Origin of the sequence: Flavobacterium yafengii (genome assembly GCF_030010375.1) — a bacterium.
In the GTDB taxonomy this organism is placed as follows: Bacteria; Bacteroidota; Bacteroidia; order Flavobacteriales; family Flavobacteriaceae; genus Flavobacterium; species Flavobacterium yafengii.
The window spans coordinates 458,246-474,536 of the sequence record NZ_JASCRY010000002.1 but is presented as its reverse complement, the minus strand read 5'-3'; the positions used below and the strand labels follow the sequence as shown (position 1 = coordinate 474,536).

Genomic DNA, 16,291 nt, shown 5'->3' with positions numbered 1-16,291 from the left:
ATTAATTAAAATTAAAAATGAGGTATAAACTCAAAATGGTTAGTCCCAATAAAGCAAATAATATCTTTACACGTTTGCTGGTTTTAGGAACATCTGTTTCGCTGACAAAATTAGTTTCCGGGTTTTTATCGGTTAATGAAATGATAATAGCCGCAACCAACAGCGTAACAAAAATGTAAAATGAAATCAACAAGAAGTGAGGCCAAGCTGAATAAACATCCGCAGGGAAAATCCATAAATACAATACGCCAACGAATAAACTGAAGGCAGAACCCCATGATAAAGTAGCGTTCACGGCTTTCTTAGTAGTGCGTTTCCAAAAGATGCTCAACAAAAACACAACAGACAAAGATGGAGCAAGAAACCCTAAAACCGCCTGAAAAATGTTGAATAAATTTTGACCCTTTATATTGTCAATCGCAATCGCGATAAGAATAGCAAACACGCATCCGGCAGCAATCGTGATGCGACCAATTTTTATTTGTTCCTTAATAGTTGCCAAAGGATTGATTTTCTTTACGTAAATATCATTTGTAAAAACCGTACTCAAAGCATTAAGTGACGAACCAATAGTACCTACCAAAACGGCAATTAAAACACAAATCACCAGACCATTCATTCCACTCGGAAATAAATTGGTAACCATCGTCATATAGGCCAAATCGGAATTTTTACCTAATTCCGGATACAAAACAGAACACAGAATCCCCGGCAAAATAAATAAAGGCAATGCCATTACTTTAAGCCAACCAATAAAGTTAACCCCCAATTGTCCCTGCTCTAAATTCTTTGCTCCCAATACACTTTGCACCATTGATTGGTCGGTGCAAAAGAAAGCTACTGCGGCCACAGGATAACCTAACAATATAGCAGGCCAAGGATAATGTGCATCGTTTGCCGGTTGCACCAAATTCCAAAAATTCGCAGGTGTTTTAGCAATCAAAGCTTCAATACCTCCTACTTTTTGCAGACCTAAATACGAAAGCGTTAGCGAAACGACAATTAATAAAATCATTTGAAATACATTCACTTTTGCAATGGCTTTCAAGCCTCCGGCAAAAGTAAAAATCCCTGAAAAAATAACTAAAACGGTCACACTTTGCCACATTGGTATTCCTAAAATCTGGCGCACTAAAATACCTCCGCTAAATAATCCCAATGACAACCAACTCACCAAAATTTTAACCATGGCATACCAAGCCAAAATAGTTTGCGTACTGTCGCCATAGCGTTTTCCCATATATTCAGGCATCGTGCTGACCTTACTGGCAATATAACGCGGTGCAAAAACCATTGCTAACAGCAATAAAAATACAAAAGCATACCATTCGAAATTTCCCGCGACAATTCCTGTGGCATAACCAATACTGGCAAAAGCCAATAAGGAAGAAGGACCAACATTAGTTCCCCACATATTAAATCCGATGTTATACCAATTAAGGGAATTCCCAGCCAGAAAAAGCGTTTCGTTTTTCTTACTTTGTTTCACACTTACCACATAACCAATGACCAATAAGGTCACTAAATAAATAGCGACAATTATAAAATCTAAAGTAGTTAACTTATCATAGATGCTGTTCATAGTCCGTATTCGTTAAGAACATCAGTAATTTTCACTGGCATTCCGGTTTGTAAAGATTTATCCATAGCCTGTAATAATGCCACAGTTCCAATGCCTTCTTCCATATTAGGATAAGCCACGAAATCCTGTTCGATACTATCTACAAAATATTCCAAGTAATTTTGATATTCTCCTGCGTGATGGCTTTGTCCTTCAAAACGGAAATAATGTTTTAAGGTAGCATCGCCCCAAGTTACGACTTTCTCTTCGCCATCTTTGGTAGTAACCGCATATCGCAATTCGTGATAATCGGCTTGACTGGCGCCTTCACTAGCTCTTAAAATTACGCTCATGCCGCTATCTCTTTGTGCGGGTTGGGTTGGTGAAGTATAAACACCGCTTACTCGGGCAATTCTTCCATCGGTTGCTTTGAAAATAAAGTGCATCGTATCTTCATTTTTCAAACCTGCTACACTTCCATTACTGCTAATCATTCCGTAGCCCATTACTTCTTCAATATTAGGCAAATACCATCTGATAAAATCCACAGGATGACTCAATCCGCCATACAACCATTTGAAGGATTGTAGTAACGACCATTCTTTTTCTAAAAACCATCTATGATCAGCGTGGTAATGCGACTCAATTGTAATTAAATCACCTATTAAACCCGCTTCAAAATCGGCTCTTTGTCTTTTTGCAGGTTCAAAAAATCGGGAACTTTGACCTATAAAAACCTTTTTTCCTGTTTTCTTGCTCAGTTCCAATAATGCTGCGGCATCCGAAAGATCGTCAATGAAAGGTTTGGTGCAAACCACGTGTTTTCCATGCAATAAAGCTTGTTTTACGTGCTGGGCATGCAAATGATCCGGCGTATAAATAGCGATGATATCGATTGCGCTATCATTCAATAAATCATCATAATTTGTTGTGTAAGAATGAAAATCAAATTCCTGTGCTCTTTTCTTGCACAATTCCTCATTTCTATCACACACTTTTACCAACTCTAATTTGGTGCTTTTCAAAGCTGCCGACATCGTGCTGCGTCCCTCTCCGAGACCAAGAATAGCTATTTTTAACATTTATTCAAGTTTTCCTCTCCCCAGCCCTCTCCGAAGGAGAGGAAGCCGAAACTGGATTGAAATATATTAAGTATTGGCATTATACTTTCTTTTTTATCTTTTCTTTTCTACAACTTCTTCAAAAACATCCAAGTTTCTCCGGGTTTTGTTCCTTCGATTCCAGTTTGATATTTTTTCATTAATGCGTTCCAATCGTCTACACGGGCATTATTCTCGGTTGTTTTAGGATTCAATTTATCCAGAATTTCTCCTTTTGGAATACTGATAACTAGCATCAATTGTCTTCCATTTTTGAAAACCTGTAGTTGCTGAAAATCGGCATTGCAGAAACCTTTCGCAATTTCTGGCCACTTTTCGAATTGGGTTGCGTGATAATCCACGTATTCTTTTTGCATTTTTACATCTTCGACTAAATTCGCTGTCAATACAATATTCTCCCATTCGGATGCCGGTTTAGAATCCTTGCATCTTTCGAAATTTTGAAAATCATAAACTGGGTTTTCGTAGATTTTAATTTCCAAAGCTGGAAAAGCCAAAGCCAATTTTCTTTTCGTTCTTTCGGGTTGGTTCATCAAACCATAAATCACCAAATGATTTTCCCATTGGTACAATTGTTCTCCCACAATACGGAAACCTTTTAAAGTTGATTTGATTTTTTCAATATCAAAATCCTTCCCAATTAATTCGATGGCAACTGCTTTTGGCAATTCTTGCAAACCCCAAGCTTCGTCAACGACAACTTCTTTGGCAAGATTACTGTATGGCGGTCGAATACCCGCATTTTCCTTGATTTTAGGATCTACAAAAGCGTAATTATCCTGCCAAATATTCCCTGCAGGACCGTTATGGTTTTTGAGTGTTTTTTGAATTGGAATCCAGTTATTTTTAATGGTAAAACCCTCAGTTCCTTCATCGGTATACAAATACAACCACAAAAACGGATCGTGCGCATACGGACTGTTGTACACTTTATCAATATAATTCTCTTCTATCCTGCTGTCAGGTTGCGATGAAAGCGTGTAAATACCCGCCACATCATGCAAATGTTTGGCATAATGATGAATTTTGTTAGCTAGAATTTTATTGTTTCGCATCACGTTTTCTGTGTGTGTCCAGCCCCAACCCATTGAAATTCCACTATACGCTACATCCGAAATTTCGTTATGCTCAATCGTAAGATTTTTAATAAAACCAGCTGCGATTCCTAAACATCCCCAATCTTCATTGGCCACATTGGTAATCAGATTATCTGCAATTAATTCATCAGAACAAACTATCCTGTCATCCTTTACCGTATAAGGCAAATGCGCCTCGAAAGGTTCTTCGGAGAAAACGCCCAAATTAATTCCGTTTCCGCCAATATCTTTAAATAAATTTCCTTTGATGGTGTTGTGATTCGTTCCTTTATGCAAATCCAATCCTGTGGATGATAAATGCTCAAAACTACAGGCTTCGAATTGGGTATTGTTGGCATAATTTACTTCCACGGCGGCTCTTGGTCTTCCTACCCAAGCCTGGTTTTCTAAACTCGTCTGATTGGGTGTTCCAGGCGTTTTTAATTTATAAGCATCCAACAAATACATTCCCGCCTGCAATGGAACGTGACCTTGCTGTGAAGGACGAAGCCAATTGCTGTATTGAAACGAAATTCCCTTAAAATTAAAATGATGCACGGGTGAATCCAAAGTACCTTTAACTTCGACTAAGTTTTCCAAAACAGGAACCGTTACATTTGCGGAAGCCATATCCTCGCCTGCTCTCGGAATATAATAGATTTTAGCCTTTTTTCTGTCCAAAAACCATTCCCCAGGTTCGTTCAACATCGAAATCCCGTTGTTTAAATAGAATGCCGAATTCCCGTTATTTTTTGAGATCCAAGGTGCTGGCCAAGGGTGTTCGCTTTGAATACGACTTTCAGGCTGTTCAAACGAAAGTCTGGCGCTATCTTTTTTTATTTCGATATTTTTAATACGCAAATTGGCAATAGACCACCATTGCACAATAAACATTTCCATTCCAGGTTGGAATTTTATGGATTTGTCTTTAAAAGGAATCCAACAGGTTTGCGAAGCTGCATCCCAAGATAAAATGCGATCCATTTCATTTCCGGCAGTACTTTTGGCTCTCACCGCTTTTTTTCCATTGACCCACAACTGTCGGTAATTGATGATTTCACCTGCTTTTTCAGGCGCATCAGCCACCCAAACAATACCTTTTTTTAAACCATTTATAGCAATTGAATATTTTTTCCAGTTTTTTATTTCCAATCCGCCACTTAGTATGGGCTTTGCATTTACATCAGCTTCAATAGTAGTGGGACTTTCAGCGGTTCCTGAATCTTCGGGTCTTACAAACAAAGCTTCCTCTAAATAATAAGTGCCATTCATTACTATAATATGAATTCCATCTTTTATTGAAGGATCTTTCAGGCGACGTAATTCTCTGGCTTTTCTTAATGCCATTTGTACGGTAGCCAAAGGACTAGATTTTGTTCCTATATTGGTGTCATTTCCTTGAGCAGAAACCCAAATTTCAGCAGCATTAACTGAAGACATAGTATATATCATTAAAAAAAACACAACTATTTTGCGCAAGCAGTTTAAATCCATTTTGTGGTATTTTATTTTTTTATCGAACAATTTTATCAAAATACATATCCTCTCTTCAAATTTAATTTCTAGTAAAATCAAACCCGTCAAGCGACTAATTAAAGTATTGTCTCTAGTTTTTATTTCAACTAATTCAACCTTTTCTTTACAAGAAAAAAACATCCAAATAACATTGACTACTAAAATTAATTTTAAACTTATATAAATATTTTTGAATGCATTTGGGTTTACAATTTAGTGTTGGTTAAACAGAAAAGTATCCTGCACCTACCTGCTAAGTAGGGTTACCTATTAGAATAAATTGTTTTTTTTTGAGCCGATCAACTGAACAAGTAACCTATAATTCATCTTTCTGCTATTTACGATCAAATTTTTCATACCATTTATCAGTCACTCCCTTTGAATTTATACCAAGTATTGAATCATTTGTATATTCTTTAGCTTCTGATTTCGTTAATTGATGAGACCATATTGTTCTTTTCTCGGGTTGAAATCCATATCCGCTACAATTATATTCTGCATAAAATGTTTTTTTTTCAGCTTCGGGTTTAAACCAATTATACCACCCTTCGGGTTTTATTTGTTTTCCCATTTCACAATTAATAAAAACCGTTTTTGCATGAATACGCCAAGGGCGCCCCAGATAAACTTCAGTTACTTTTTCATCAGCTGTTAGTTTACAATTTTTAAATACAAAACCGTATTTAGTCCCTTCAGGTGTAGCGGCGGCGGTGATATAAGAATTTTTCAAACTGTGAAGGGTACAGTTTTCCAATAAAACTGTTGCGGTACCAAATACAAAATCAGTAGTCCCTTCTATATAACAACCTTTCAAATACTGTTTATTTCCCTCTCCCGTAGCATACAAAGTATCCTGATTCCCTAGAATATTACAATTTGTAATCCCTACTTTATTAGCATTTATTGATAATGCAATGGCCTGTCCCACTTCTCCCGAACTATTTTGTATGGTTAGATTAGTAGCAAAAAAATTATCCCCTTCAACTAAAATCGTGTAGGTATAAAAAGTACTATTCCTTCCTAAATTTATCTTACTAAAATAATCATCATAGGTAATAATAGTTTTTTCTTTACTTTCACCAATTAATGAAAGATTGGTGTTCCATTCGTGTATCTTTATTTTCTCATAATAGATTCCATTTTTCACAACAATTGTAACGCGTTTATAAGGAAATGAGGGTGTGTTATTTATCGCGTCTTGAATACTTGTATAATCTCCGCTCCCGTCTTGGGCAACCGTAATATAAAAATCGTCTTTGGGTACTTTATTCTGTTTTATATCAACCTTAGTCTTTCCAATAAAGTATCTTTCTTTCCACACCTCATATTTTTTCAACACCTCTTTTGGCTCATTTGTATACCAAGAATATCCATTTCTACGTTCTGCTCCGATCTCCGCTAATGACCCTTTTTTTACACCATCCCGATCACAGAAAAAAGGGATATTGTTATCCAGTTCCATAAAACGAGGCCATATATCAGGAGCATTTGTATCTAAAACTATTTTCTTGTCAACTATTTTACCACTTTCATCATAAAAACGATCTTCTCTTATCCCTTTTATTTTTGCTTTATCAAACCAGGCTACAGCAAAATGTACTGCATTTATTACTTCGTTGGATGGGTTTTCAATTGACATTAGCAACAACACAATTTGTGCTGATTCTTTTCCGCTTAAAGAAGCTAATTCATAAGCACGTGCTTTTGCCGGAGTAAAGGTATTTTCATCGTGTTGTGCACACCAGCCTGTTAACACTCCATTTTGTTTGTATTGCGTTTTTACAATACAATCTATTCCTTTATCAAATGCTATTTTGACTCTTTTAACCGTTTCTTGGGATGGTTTAATTGAAAAAAAATCTGTTTTATCAACAATTTCCTTTAACACATTCAGAATATTCACCATTGAATCATCATTGTATGTGATGTGTGTATAATATCCTTTTTTTAACGGGTAAAACTGGGGCCATCCACCATTATCATATTGTGCTTCCAATAAATATTCAAGTCCTAAAAGAAATCCTTTTTTATATCGCTCATCTGGTACCTGTCTATAGATTTTAGAAAGAAAAATCATCTGTTGAAACGTTGCACCATTGTCTGTGGTAGTTTCGTTAGGATCATTTTTAAGCGCAATTAAATTTTGCTTTTCATCCTTCGAAAGCGTTTTTTGCATTTGGATATTTTTTGGCCATCCACCAATATTGCGCTGATATAACAATACATTTTCGGCTATATCTTTTGCCTCAGCGGAAACAAACCAAGTTCCTTCTTTAATATTAACAACTTCTTTCCATGATTTGTTAAGAATTTGTGGCTGGGCACTCGAATTTATACTGAAAATAAATACTAATGCAATTACTATGTTCTGAAAATAATTCACTTTTATTTTGTGATATTAATATATTAGAAAAATATTATTTTGCAAAAATCTAAAGCCTAAGGTTCATAAGAATCTGTAAAAAAAGGCTCTAAAAATGTTTACCTATCCAATTCTAATGCAGCCAATATAAATGGTCCTGTAGCTTTAGGATCGTTATCCTTTTTTCTTTCATTTATATAATATCCATACGACCCATCTCTGTAAGGATTTCCGCCTAGTCCTGCAACCGCACAGGCTTGAGTGATATTGATTTCGCCATTTGGTTCAACTTGAATCAATTGGGTTGTTAAGCCATCAAAAGCTTTAATGGCAATTGTTTTAAATTTTTTTGGCAAATATCCTTTGTTTGCCCCTTTTGCTAAAGCATACGTAAACATTGAACTCCCTGATGATTCTAAATAATTTCCTGCTTTACCTCCCTTATCAGTCACCTGATACCACAAACCTGATTTATCTTGGAATTTTACTAAAGCATTCGCAACATTATTCAAATAACCAACCAATTCTTTTTGTTTTGGATGATCCTTTGGGAAGTAATCCAAAGCATCTACTAAAGCCATTGCGTACCACCCGATCGATCTTGACCAAAAATTAGGAGAAGTACCAGTTTGTTTATTTGCCCAAGGCATTTGTTTACTTTCGTCCCAAGCATGGTATAACAATCCTGTTTTTTTATCAGTCGCGTGTAATTGAATAAGTTCAAATTGTTTTGCAATGTCATCTAGTTTTTTTCCATTTTCAAAAGTAGCAGTATATTGAGCATAGAATGGTTCACCCATAAACAAACCATCTAACCACATTTGGTTTGGGTATATTTTTTTATGCCAAAATCCGCCACTTGGCGTACGAGGTTGCTCTTCAATCTGTTTTCTTAAAGTTTGCATAGCAACCAAATATCTCTTGTCTTGGGTCGTTTCATATAAATCAAAAAGAATACTTCCCGGTGTAATCAAATCAATATTATAGGTCTCAACAGTATATGTTTTACTAATATCCCCATTTTCGTCTATCAAGATATCTGCATAACTTTTGACATAATTGTAATATTTTTTATCTTTTGTTTTTTTATACAACTCTTCAATAGAATTCAATACCACTGCATGAACATAATCCCATTTTGCAACTGTTCTATCGTCGATCATATAGGATTCCGGATGGCGTTTCATAATGGATAGTGCCATACGTTCAGACCATTTTAAATTATCCGAAATAAGTAGATTTTTTTTATTTTCTAATGACTTAAAACTTGTTTGAGAATTAGTTTTACAACTGACAAATAGCAATGTAAGGATTATGCTGATAGTTGTAAAACAATTTATTTTTAGGGAATTTTTCATCTTAATAGGTATTATGTTTCGTATCACTTTTCATTGAAAATTATATTTTATTAGTATCATTCAATTCTTTCAATTTTTGATCTAAATAAGATAAAAAGGCTTCTTTGGTTTTAATTCCATTGGGTTCTTGTTCCCAAGCTCCTAAAAAATAAAACGAAGTTGGTTTTGTTCTGGGCTTAAAAACCAAAAGATAATCAAACTCTGCATCGACTAAATTTTCAACAGTACCGGTTTCATAAAAAATAGCCATTCCTAAATTATCGGGAACCAAAGATTGGGTACCATAAGTTGCCAGGTATGCCCATTTTTTGTTTTGACTTATTTTTTTTAGCAATTCCGTATTTTTTTGTTTTACGATTCCCGTACAAATTCCGGCTATTTCTTTTGATGGATGAATGGTATGTTTGGTATAACGTTTGTTCGGATTAATGGTTAATTCGGATGTGAAATTAATTTTATCCGAAGCTGTTTTCCATCCATAATACTGCACCTTCACACTAGAACTATTTGGTCTGTTTTCTACTTTGGCAATGGTAGAATCAACTTCATAAAAGTGCAATCTTTCCTTGTTAAGATAACGATCAATAGATCCGATTCCGATTCCTTTCCCTGCTTTTAAAATATCAGCGCCCCAATCACTCATTTCATGATAGGAATCAAAATTATCTTGTCCTACTTGTGGCAAAACAATTGCTTCTGTTTTTTTTCCGAATATATCAATAGCATTTCTCCAATCTAAATACAATCGATACCCCACTTTATTACTTTCCCAACCAGGTCCCTCATAGCGAATATCAAAAGAATGATCCGTATGTTCTTTGGCTAATTTTACTTTTCCAACATTTTTAAAAGTACCGCCAACATATTTACGACCTTCCCATTTACCCCCCTCTTTTACAGAAATTTCAGCGTAGGTCTTAGATGTTGTTGTTAAATGTTTTTGTTGTGCTTTACAGGAAAATTGGGTTATAAAAAATAATCCTGCAACAATTTTTACTATTCTCATTTGAATTCTATTAATTAAATTATTCTTCTATTGTAGTTGAAAAACATCCGAATTAACAGGATGAATCAGGTATTCCATTTAATCTCACTAACCTCATATTTCACTCCTGAATTTAAAAAAGGAGCTTGCCCCCTACAACTACAAGCTCCTAATCAAACAAACCTAAAACCTAAAAAAACTTATTTTTTACTTAATTTCAAGAATACATACTTGATTCAAAACAAATTCACTTTCTATAGCTGTCCTGATTTAGTTGCTAGGGCTTTCCATAAGTGATCCATTAACATAAGTATCGATTAGTTTAAGCCCCACCAGATTTTCAATAGAATAGGCATTATCAACCTTATCAATCGTTACGTTTCTAAATCTTACATTTTTTATGGGAAATTCTTTATAGCCTTTGGCCAAAATCCCGTACATCCCACCATCCTTGACTTTTATATTTTCAAGATAGATATTTCGTACTTGAGGGATAAAAGTTCCCACTTGCCCTCCATATACATTATAAAACATATCTATTATTAAAACCGACTCTTTTACTTGTCCAATATCTAAATTCCTCACATAAATATTCTCAACCAGCCCTCCTCTTTTAGAATTTGATTTTATCCTAATTGCCCTATCCAGATTAGGACTGTCCATGGCACAATTCTCCACAAAGACATTTCTTACCCCTGCGGAAATCTCACTTCCCATAACCACACCTCCATGACCATCAACCATTTTACAATTTTGTACTATAATATTTTCACTAGGAATTCCCACACGTCTGCCATCTGCATCTCTACCGGATTTAATAGCAATACAATCATCTCCTGTATTGAATGTGCAATTTCTTATGATTACATTTCTTGAATATTCCGGATCACAGCCGTCATTATTAGGACCATGACTTTCAACTGTAACACCATCAACTATGACATTGGACGATTTGATAGGATGAATAACCCAAAACGGCGCATTAACAATTTTCACATCCTTTAGCATCATGTTTTTACAATCAAAAAACTCTATGAAATTTGGTCTCAAATAATGTCCTTCCCCAAAAACTCGCTCCGAAACAGGAACTCCTTCTTCAGCCATAGCTACCAGACGCAAACGATTGAGTGGGTCCCCCTGATTAGGAGTTCCTTTTTTCCAACCATAAATATCTTTTCCGCACCACCACCACCAATTTTCATTATTAGCCTGTCCATTTAAAATACCTTTTCCGGTTACAGCCACATTAGTTTTCTTGTAGGCATATATTAATGGCGAATAATTCATTAATTCAGTCCCTTCGAATGAAGTGTGAACAATTGGATAATCAGCGGTATTAGTACTAAATAAAATTTCGGCACCATCTTCTAAATGAAGGTTTACATTATTTTCTAAATGTATAGGACCCGTTAAATATTTTCCAGACGGAACCAAAACTTTCCCTCCTCCATTTTCAGTACAAGCTTGGATTGCTTTTTTAAATGCTTGGGTATTATTGAAAACACCGCCCGCTTGAGCACCATATTCAGTAATGACATAGGTTTTATTGCTAAAAGAAGGCTCCTTTACACTATCTAGAATACGCTGCATGGTTTCCCATGGATCATTATTCACAACAGTTTTTGGTTGCTTCATCGCGCAAGAAAAAAGCGTTGCAAACAGAATACAATAAAGCATATTCCTCATTAAAAAATAGTTCCTTGCCATTTGATTTTATTTAAAATTCTTTAATTAAATTGATTCGTTTTGCTTTTATTCTGTTCGAAAAAATTAAATTGCGCAATCGATTACACAAACGTAGATATTAATTCCTAAATAACCAAAACAAAATCAAATAAAATATTATTATTGCAAAAAAAAACAATATATTTATACACTTAACATAAAAAAAAAGCATTATGAGTACATAATTACCATTATTTTTTATTGAAAAAACATGCAGTCAGGACTAATTTCAATATTTTAGACAATCGATAACACTGAACAATTACTGATTAGAAAAAAAAACTTATTTTTACACCTTTATAACAACAATTAATTCATAATGAGTAAAAAAACAACTATTTATGACATTGCAAAAAAACTCAATACAACTGCTGCCACAGTCTCTCGCGCTTTAAATAATAATCCAAAAATAAGTGAAAGCACTTGCAAACTTGTCAGGGAAACAGCGGCTGAAATGAATTACAAGCCTAATAAGCTTGCTTTAGCACTTCAAAGTGGTAAAAGCGGCAACATAGGTGTCATTGTACCACGTATTGACAGTAACTTTTTCGCTTCTGTTATACGAGGAATTGAAGATGAATTGTATCCCGACTATCATGTTATTATTTGCCAAACGCACGAAGATGAAAAGAGAGAAATTGAGAATATAAATACGCTGTTAAATGCACAAGTAGATGGCATTTTAATGTCGGTTTCCAATGTTACTTCAGAAAATGATCGAATGATTAAAAGAGTAGTCGAAAAAAATGTCCCTTTAATATTTTTTGACCGAAAGAAAAACATGGATGGTGTCAGTTCTGTTACAATAAACGATTATGATGGAGCCTATTTAGCTACAAAACATCTTATCAATGAGGGCTGTACCCGCATTGCTCATTTTTCAGGTGATCGATCTTTAGAGATTTTTGAAAATCGATTTAAAGGTTACAAACAAGCTTTACTTGACAATGAAATTGAATTCAATGAAAATTATGTATTTCAAACAAAAAGTAGTGTTGAAGCCGGAAGAGCAGCAGTAGAAAAATTATTAAAATTAGAAAATCCGCCAGATGCTATATTTTCTTCCAGTGATTTTGCAGCTTTGGGAGCCATTCAAGAACTAAAAGAACATGGAATAAAAATCCCCGAAGATTTTTGTGTTTTTGGATTTGGTAACGAACCTTTTACAAAATTCATGGAACTTTCAATATCCTCTGTTGACCAATCCCCTATGGAAATGGGGGAAATGGCCGCCAAAGTATTCTTGGAACAACTAAACAATCCTAAAAACCTTAAAATGGAGAAAAAGGTAGTGTTGAATCCTGAATTACATATTAGAAAATCATCCTCAAGGCATAGCCTTTAATAGCAATAAAAAAAGTGTGAAGTAAATTTCACACTTTTTTTATTGTTTAAATATTTATTTTCTTTTTACAAAGAAACCCCTCTTTTCCAAGGAATAAAATCGTTCTGATTCAAAATAGCCGCTTTGGTTTTAATAGTTCCACTGGCAACATTTATAATAAATTCCAGCATTTCGTCCGCCATTTCATCTATAGATTTTTCACCGGTAATAATTCCACCGGTATCGATGTCAATAATATCAGACATTTTTTTAGCTAATTCAGTATTTGATGAAACTTTAATAACGGGTGCAATCGGATTTCCGGTCGGAGTTCCTAAACCAGTTGTAAACAAAACCATATTTGCTCCTGAACCTACCATTGCAGTGGTACATTCCACATCATTACCCGGAGTGCATAATAAATTCAATCCTGGTTTTGAAATGTACTCTCCATAATCTGAAACTCCTACAATAGGTGAAGTTCCCCCTTTTTTGGCAGCACCTGCAGATTTCATGGCATCAGTAATTAATCCGTCTTTAATATTTCCCGGTGAAGGATTCATGTCAAATCCAGAACCAGCGTCAACTACAGTTTTCTCATACCATTGCATTAATTCTAAGAAACGTTTACCGCCTTCATCTTCAACACAACGGTTTACCAATTCTTGCTCAACACCACATAATTCTGGGAACTCAGAAAGAATGGTAGTTCCTCCTAGTGCCGTAAGCATATCTGAAGTTACTCCCAATGTTGGGTTTGCCGAGATTCCTGAGAATCCATCTGAACCACCACATTCTAAACCAATCTTTAATTTAGACAATGGCGCAGGAGTTCTTTCTATTTGGTTTGCTTTTTTGATAGCTTCAAATGAATCTTTTACAACGCTACTCAACATAGCCTCAATAGTTCCTATTTGTTGCTGATCATAAATCAAAACGGGTTTTGTACTCGTTGGATTAATTTCGTCAAGCGCATCTTTAAATATTTGAATTTGCAAGTTTTGACAACCCAAACTCAAAACGGTAGCTCCGGCCACATTTGGATTGTTTACGTATCCTGCCAAAAGTTTTGCCAAACTGTGTGAATCTTGACGAATTCCTCCACAACCCCCTTGATGCGTTATAAACTTTACCTCTATATTTTTAAATAAGTCGCTATTATTTGATTTTAAATCATCTCCAGCAACTCCACTTTCAGTACTAACTAATGAACGCAGTAAAAGTTGGTAATCATTTACTTTTTGCTTCAACAATTCTTTTTCAAAAATATCTTTTAAGATTTCGATATTCCTATTTTCACAAAATACTAACGGGAAAAACAACCATACATTTTCAGTTCCTACTTGTCCATCTTCTCTATGATACCCTTGAAAAGTTCTGTTTTTCCATTTATCAACGTTAGGAACTGTCCAACCGATAGTCTCTGTTTTTCCAGTAACTTTATCACTTTCATGTTTCACATTCAATGTAGAAAGCAATCCTCCTTTTTCAATTCTGGCACTTGCTTTACCCACTAAAACGCCATACATAATAATTCTGTCTCCTATATCAAAAGGATTCATGGCTATTTTATGTTTTGCCTTTACGTCAGTCTCGACAGCAATTGTTTCCCCTTCAAAGGGAATTAACTCTCCAGCCTTAAGATTTACTAAAGCTACAGCGACATTATCTGAAGAATTTACTTTTATTAATTTTTTTTGCATGATTAATAATTATATAGTGATTGACTTGTTTTCATATTGTCTGTTAAAATTAACAAACCCTTGTTCAATTCCGTTGGTTTCAATTTCGCTTAAAGCCAAAACTAAAGCTTCCGATAATCCATTTATTTTAGTTAAATCTTCACCCCAAAACTCTGCGTTTTCAAGTGTTTGTTGAACTACTTTATCATTATTTTCTGATGATTTCCAAATTTCTTGAAAAAACGTTATAATATCACTACTGTCCTCTACTGGCAAAATTTGTCCTTTCCAAGATCCTTTGTAGAAACGAATCAAACAAGCAAAAGCAAAAGTTAAATGTGCAGGCACTTTATCATATTTTGATATATATCCTAACACACTTGGCAATACTCTAACCTTAAATTTTGAAATAGAATTCAAAGCAATACTAGAAAGATTATGTTTGATAAATGGATTTCTAAAACGATCAAGAACATCATCAGCAAAAATATCTAATTCCTTTTTGTCCATATCAATAGTCTCATTGATCTCTTCGAAAATGACTTTATTTATAAAAGTTCCTGTAAAAGCATTGTCTATAGTTTCTTTAACCGTTTCGTTTCCATACATTAATGAAAATGGAACCATGGCGGTATGTGCACCATTCAGGATTCTTACCTTTCGGGTTCTGTAAGGTTGCATGTCCTCGACAATTTTTACATCTAAATCCGTTTTGTGAAATGGCAATTTATTTTTCAAAATGTCACCTCCTTCAATCACCCAAAGGAAAAAAGTTTCAGCGGTAACAATAAGATTATCAGTATAATTCAGTTGCTTGTTGTACTCGTCAATTTCAGCTCTTGGATATCCCGGTACAATTCTATCAACTAATGTGTTATGGAATGTATTACTTTCTTCAATCCACGTTTTAAAACCGTCTTCCAGCTTCCAATCGACGCAGTATTTTAGGATAATTTCCTTTAATGTATCCGCATTGTTGTTAATCAATTCACACGGAATCACAGCAAGTCCCTTTGAAGCATCTCCATTAAAATGTTTAAATCTTTCATACAAAAGAACAGTCAATTTTGCAGGATAAGAACTTGGTGGTTGCATGGTAGGCGTATCACTGCTTACATAAGCAATTCCAGATTCTGTCGTGTTTGAAATAATAAATGCTAATGCTTCTTCTTTGGCTAAAGCCAAATAATCATTGAAGTTTGTATAGGGATTAATTCCGCTTACAAGGTTAGTAATTAGCTTTTTTTCTTGAACTTCTTTACCTTTTGTCAGGCCTTTCATGAACAAAGTGTACAAACCGTCTTGGTCGTTTAACATGTTTACCATTCCGTTCTCAATAGGCTGTACAACTGCAATACCAGCATTAAAATCTACTGTGTCGTTCAGCTCTTGAAAAGCATAATCTATAAAAGCTCTTAAGAAATTACCTTCTCCAAATTGAACAATTTTAATGGGAAGTTTATTTTCTAATCCTATATTCTTTCTATTTAATTTTTCCATTTTATATCTTTAATAAGTGTAATCCTGTTTTTTAAACAATTTTTCAATGTGACTTTTTAAATTCATTCTTTTGCATTATTTT

Annotated in this window: 10 protein-coding genes; 1 reads left to right on the top strand and 9 read right to left on the bottom strand. The window is 34.7% G+C overall.

Translation table 11 applies throughout. The features are described from left to right. Position 1: 1 nt before the first annotated feature. The 7 genes from QLS97_RS09560 to QLS97_RS09530 all read right to left on the bottom strand — a co-directional run bounded on the left by QLS97_RS09560 (position 2) and on the right by QLS97_RS09530 (position 11,685). Positions 2–1,582, bottom strand: a complete 1,581-nt coding sequence (locus QLS97_RS09560; RefSeq protein WP_282716248.1) for a sodium:solute symporter — start codon at positions 1,580–1,582, stop codon at positions 2–4. After that, positions 1,579–2,643 (bottom strand): Gfo/Idh/MocA family protein, encoded by a 1,065-nt coding sequence (locus tag QLS97_RS09555; RefSeq protein ID WP_282716246.1) that lies wholly within the window; start codon positions 2,641–2,643, stop codon positions 1,579–1,581. The genes QLS97_RS09560 and QLS97_RS09555 overlap by 4 nt, the downstream gene beginning before the upstream one ends. 107 nt (positions 2,644–2,750) lie before the next feature. Next, a complete protein-coding gene (locus QLS97_RS09550; protein WP_282716244.1) occupies positions 2,751–5,198 on the bottom strand; it encodes an L-rhamnose mutarotase in 2,448 nt (815 codons plus the stop codon). 409 nt (positions 5,199–5,607) lie between these two features. After that, positions 5,608–7,656: a pectate lyase gene (pelA, locus tag QLS97_RS09545; RefSeq protein WP_282716242.1), complete on the bottom strand. Its 2,049-nt coding sequence runs from the start codon at positions 7,654–7,656 to the stop codon at positions 5,608–5,610. A 98-nt stretch (positions 7,657–7,754) separates the two neighbouring features. After that, on the bottom strand, positions 7,755–8,993 hold the full coding sequence (locus QLS97_RS09540) for a glycoside hydrolase family 88/105 protein (RefSeq protein ID WP_282716240.1): 1,239 nt from the start codon (positions 8,991–8,993) through the stop codon (positions 7,755–7,757). A 40-nt stretch (positions 8,994–9,033) separates the two neighbouring features. Then, a complete protein-coding gene (locus QLS97_RS09535; RefSeq protein ID WP_282716238.1) occupies positions 9,034–9,999 on the bottom strand; it encodes a DUF4861 family protein in 966 nt (321 codons plus the stop codon). Positions 10,000–10,248: 249 nt separating this feature from the next. After that, a complete protein-coding gene (locus tag QLS97_RS09530; protein ID WP_282716236.1) occupies positions 10,249–11,685 on the bottom strand; it encodes a glycoside hydrolase family 28 protein in 1,437 nt (478 codons plus the stop codon). A gap of 337 nt (positions 11,686–12,022) precedes the next feature. On the opposite strand from QLS97_RS09530, the gene QLS97_RS09525 reads away from it, so the two are divergent. Further along, positions 12,023–13,048, top strand: a complete 1,026-nt coding sequence (locus tag QLS97_RS09525; RefSeq protein ID WP_282716233.1) for a LacI family DNA-binding transcriptional regulator — start codon at positions 12,023–12,025, stop codon at positions 13,046–13,048. Between the two features lie 65 nt (positions 13,049–13,113). On the opposite strand, the gene QLS97_RS09520 is transcribed toward QLS97_RS09525, so the two are convergent. Next, positions 13,114–14,730, bottom strand: coding sequence for a UxaA family hydrolase (locus QLS97_RS09520; RefSeq protein WP_282716232.1), 1,617 nt, complete (start codon positions 14,728–14,730; stop codon positions 13,114–13,116). Positions 14,731–14,739: 9 nt separating this feature from the next. Further along, complete coding sequence (locus tag QLS97_RS09515; protein WP_282716230.1) at positions 14,740–16,209, bottom strand: tagaturonate reductase; 1,470 nt, start codon at positions 16,207–16,209, stop codon at positions 14,740–14,742. Positions 16,210–16,291: the final 82 nt, after the last annotated feature.

Bases quoted from the DNA above. Each gene is read 5' to 3' on its own strand.
- QLS97_RS09560 (WP_282716248.1), bottom strand. From the start codon at position 1,582: ATGAACAGCATCTATGATAAGTTAACTACTTTAGATTTTATAATTGTC.
- QLS97_RS09555 (WP_282716246.1), bottom strand. From the start codon at position 2,643: ATGTTAAAAATAGCTATTCTTGGTCTCGGAGAGGGACGCAGCACGATG.
- QLS97_RS09550 (WP_282716244.1), bottom strand. From the start codon at position 5,198: ATGTCTTCAGTTAATGCTGCTGAAATTTGGGTTTCTGCTCAAGGAAAT.
- QLS97_RS09540 (WP_282716240.1), bottom strand. From the start codon at position 8,993: ATGAAAAATTCCCTAAAAATAAATTGTTTTACAACTATCAGCATAATC.
- QLS97_RS09535 (WP_282716238.1), bottom strand. From the start codon at position 9,999: ATGAGAATAGTAAAAATTGTTGCAGGATTATTTTTTATAACCCAATTT.
- QLS97_RS09530 (WP_282716236.1), bottom strand. From the start codon at position 11,685: ATGGCAAGGAACTATTTTTTAATGAGGAATATGCTTTATTGTATTCTG.
- QLS97_RS09525 (WP_282716233.1), top strand. From the start codon at position 12,023: ATGAGTAAAAAAACAACTATTTATGACATTGCAAAAAAACTCAATACA.
- QLS97_RS09520 (WP_282716232.1), bottom strand. From the start codon at position 14,730: ATGCAAAAAAAATTAATAAAAGTAAATTCTTCAGATAATGTCGCTGTA.
- QLS97_RS09515 (WP_282716230.1), bottom strand. From the start codon at position 16,209: ATGGAAAAATTAAATAGAAAGAATATAGGATTAGAAAATAAACTTCCC.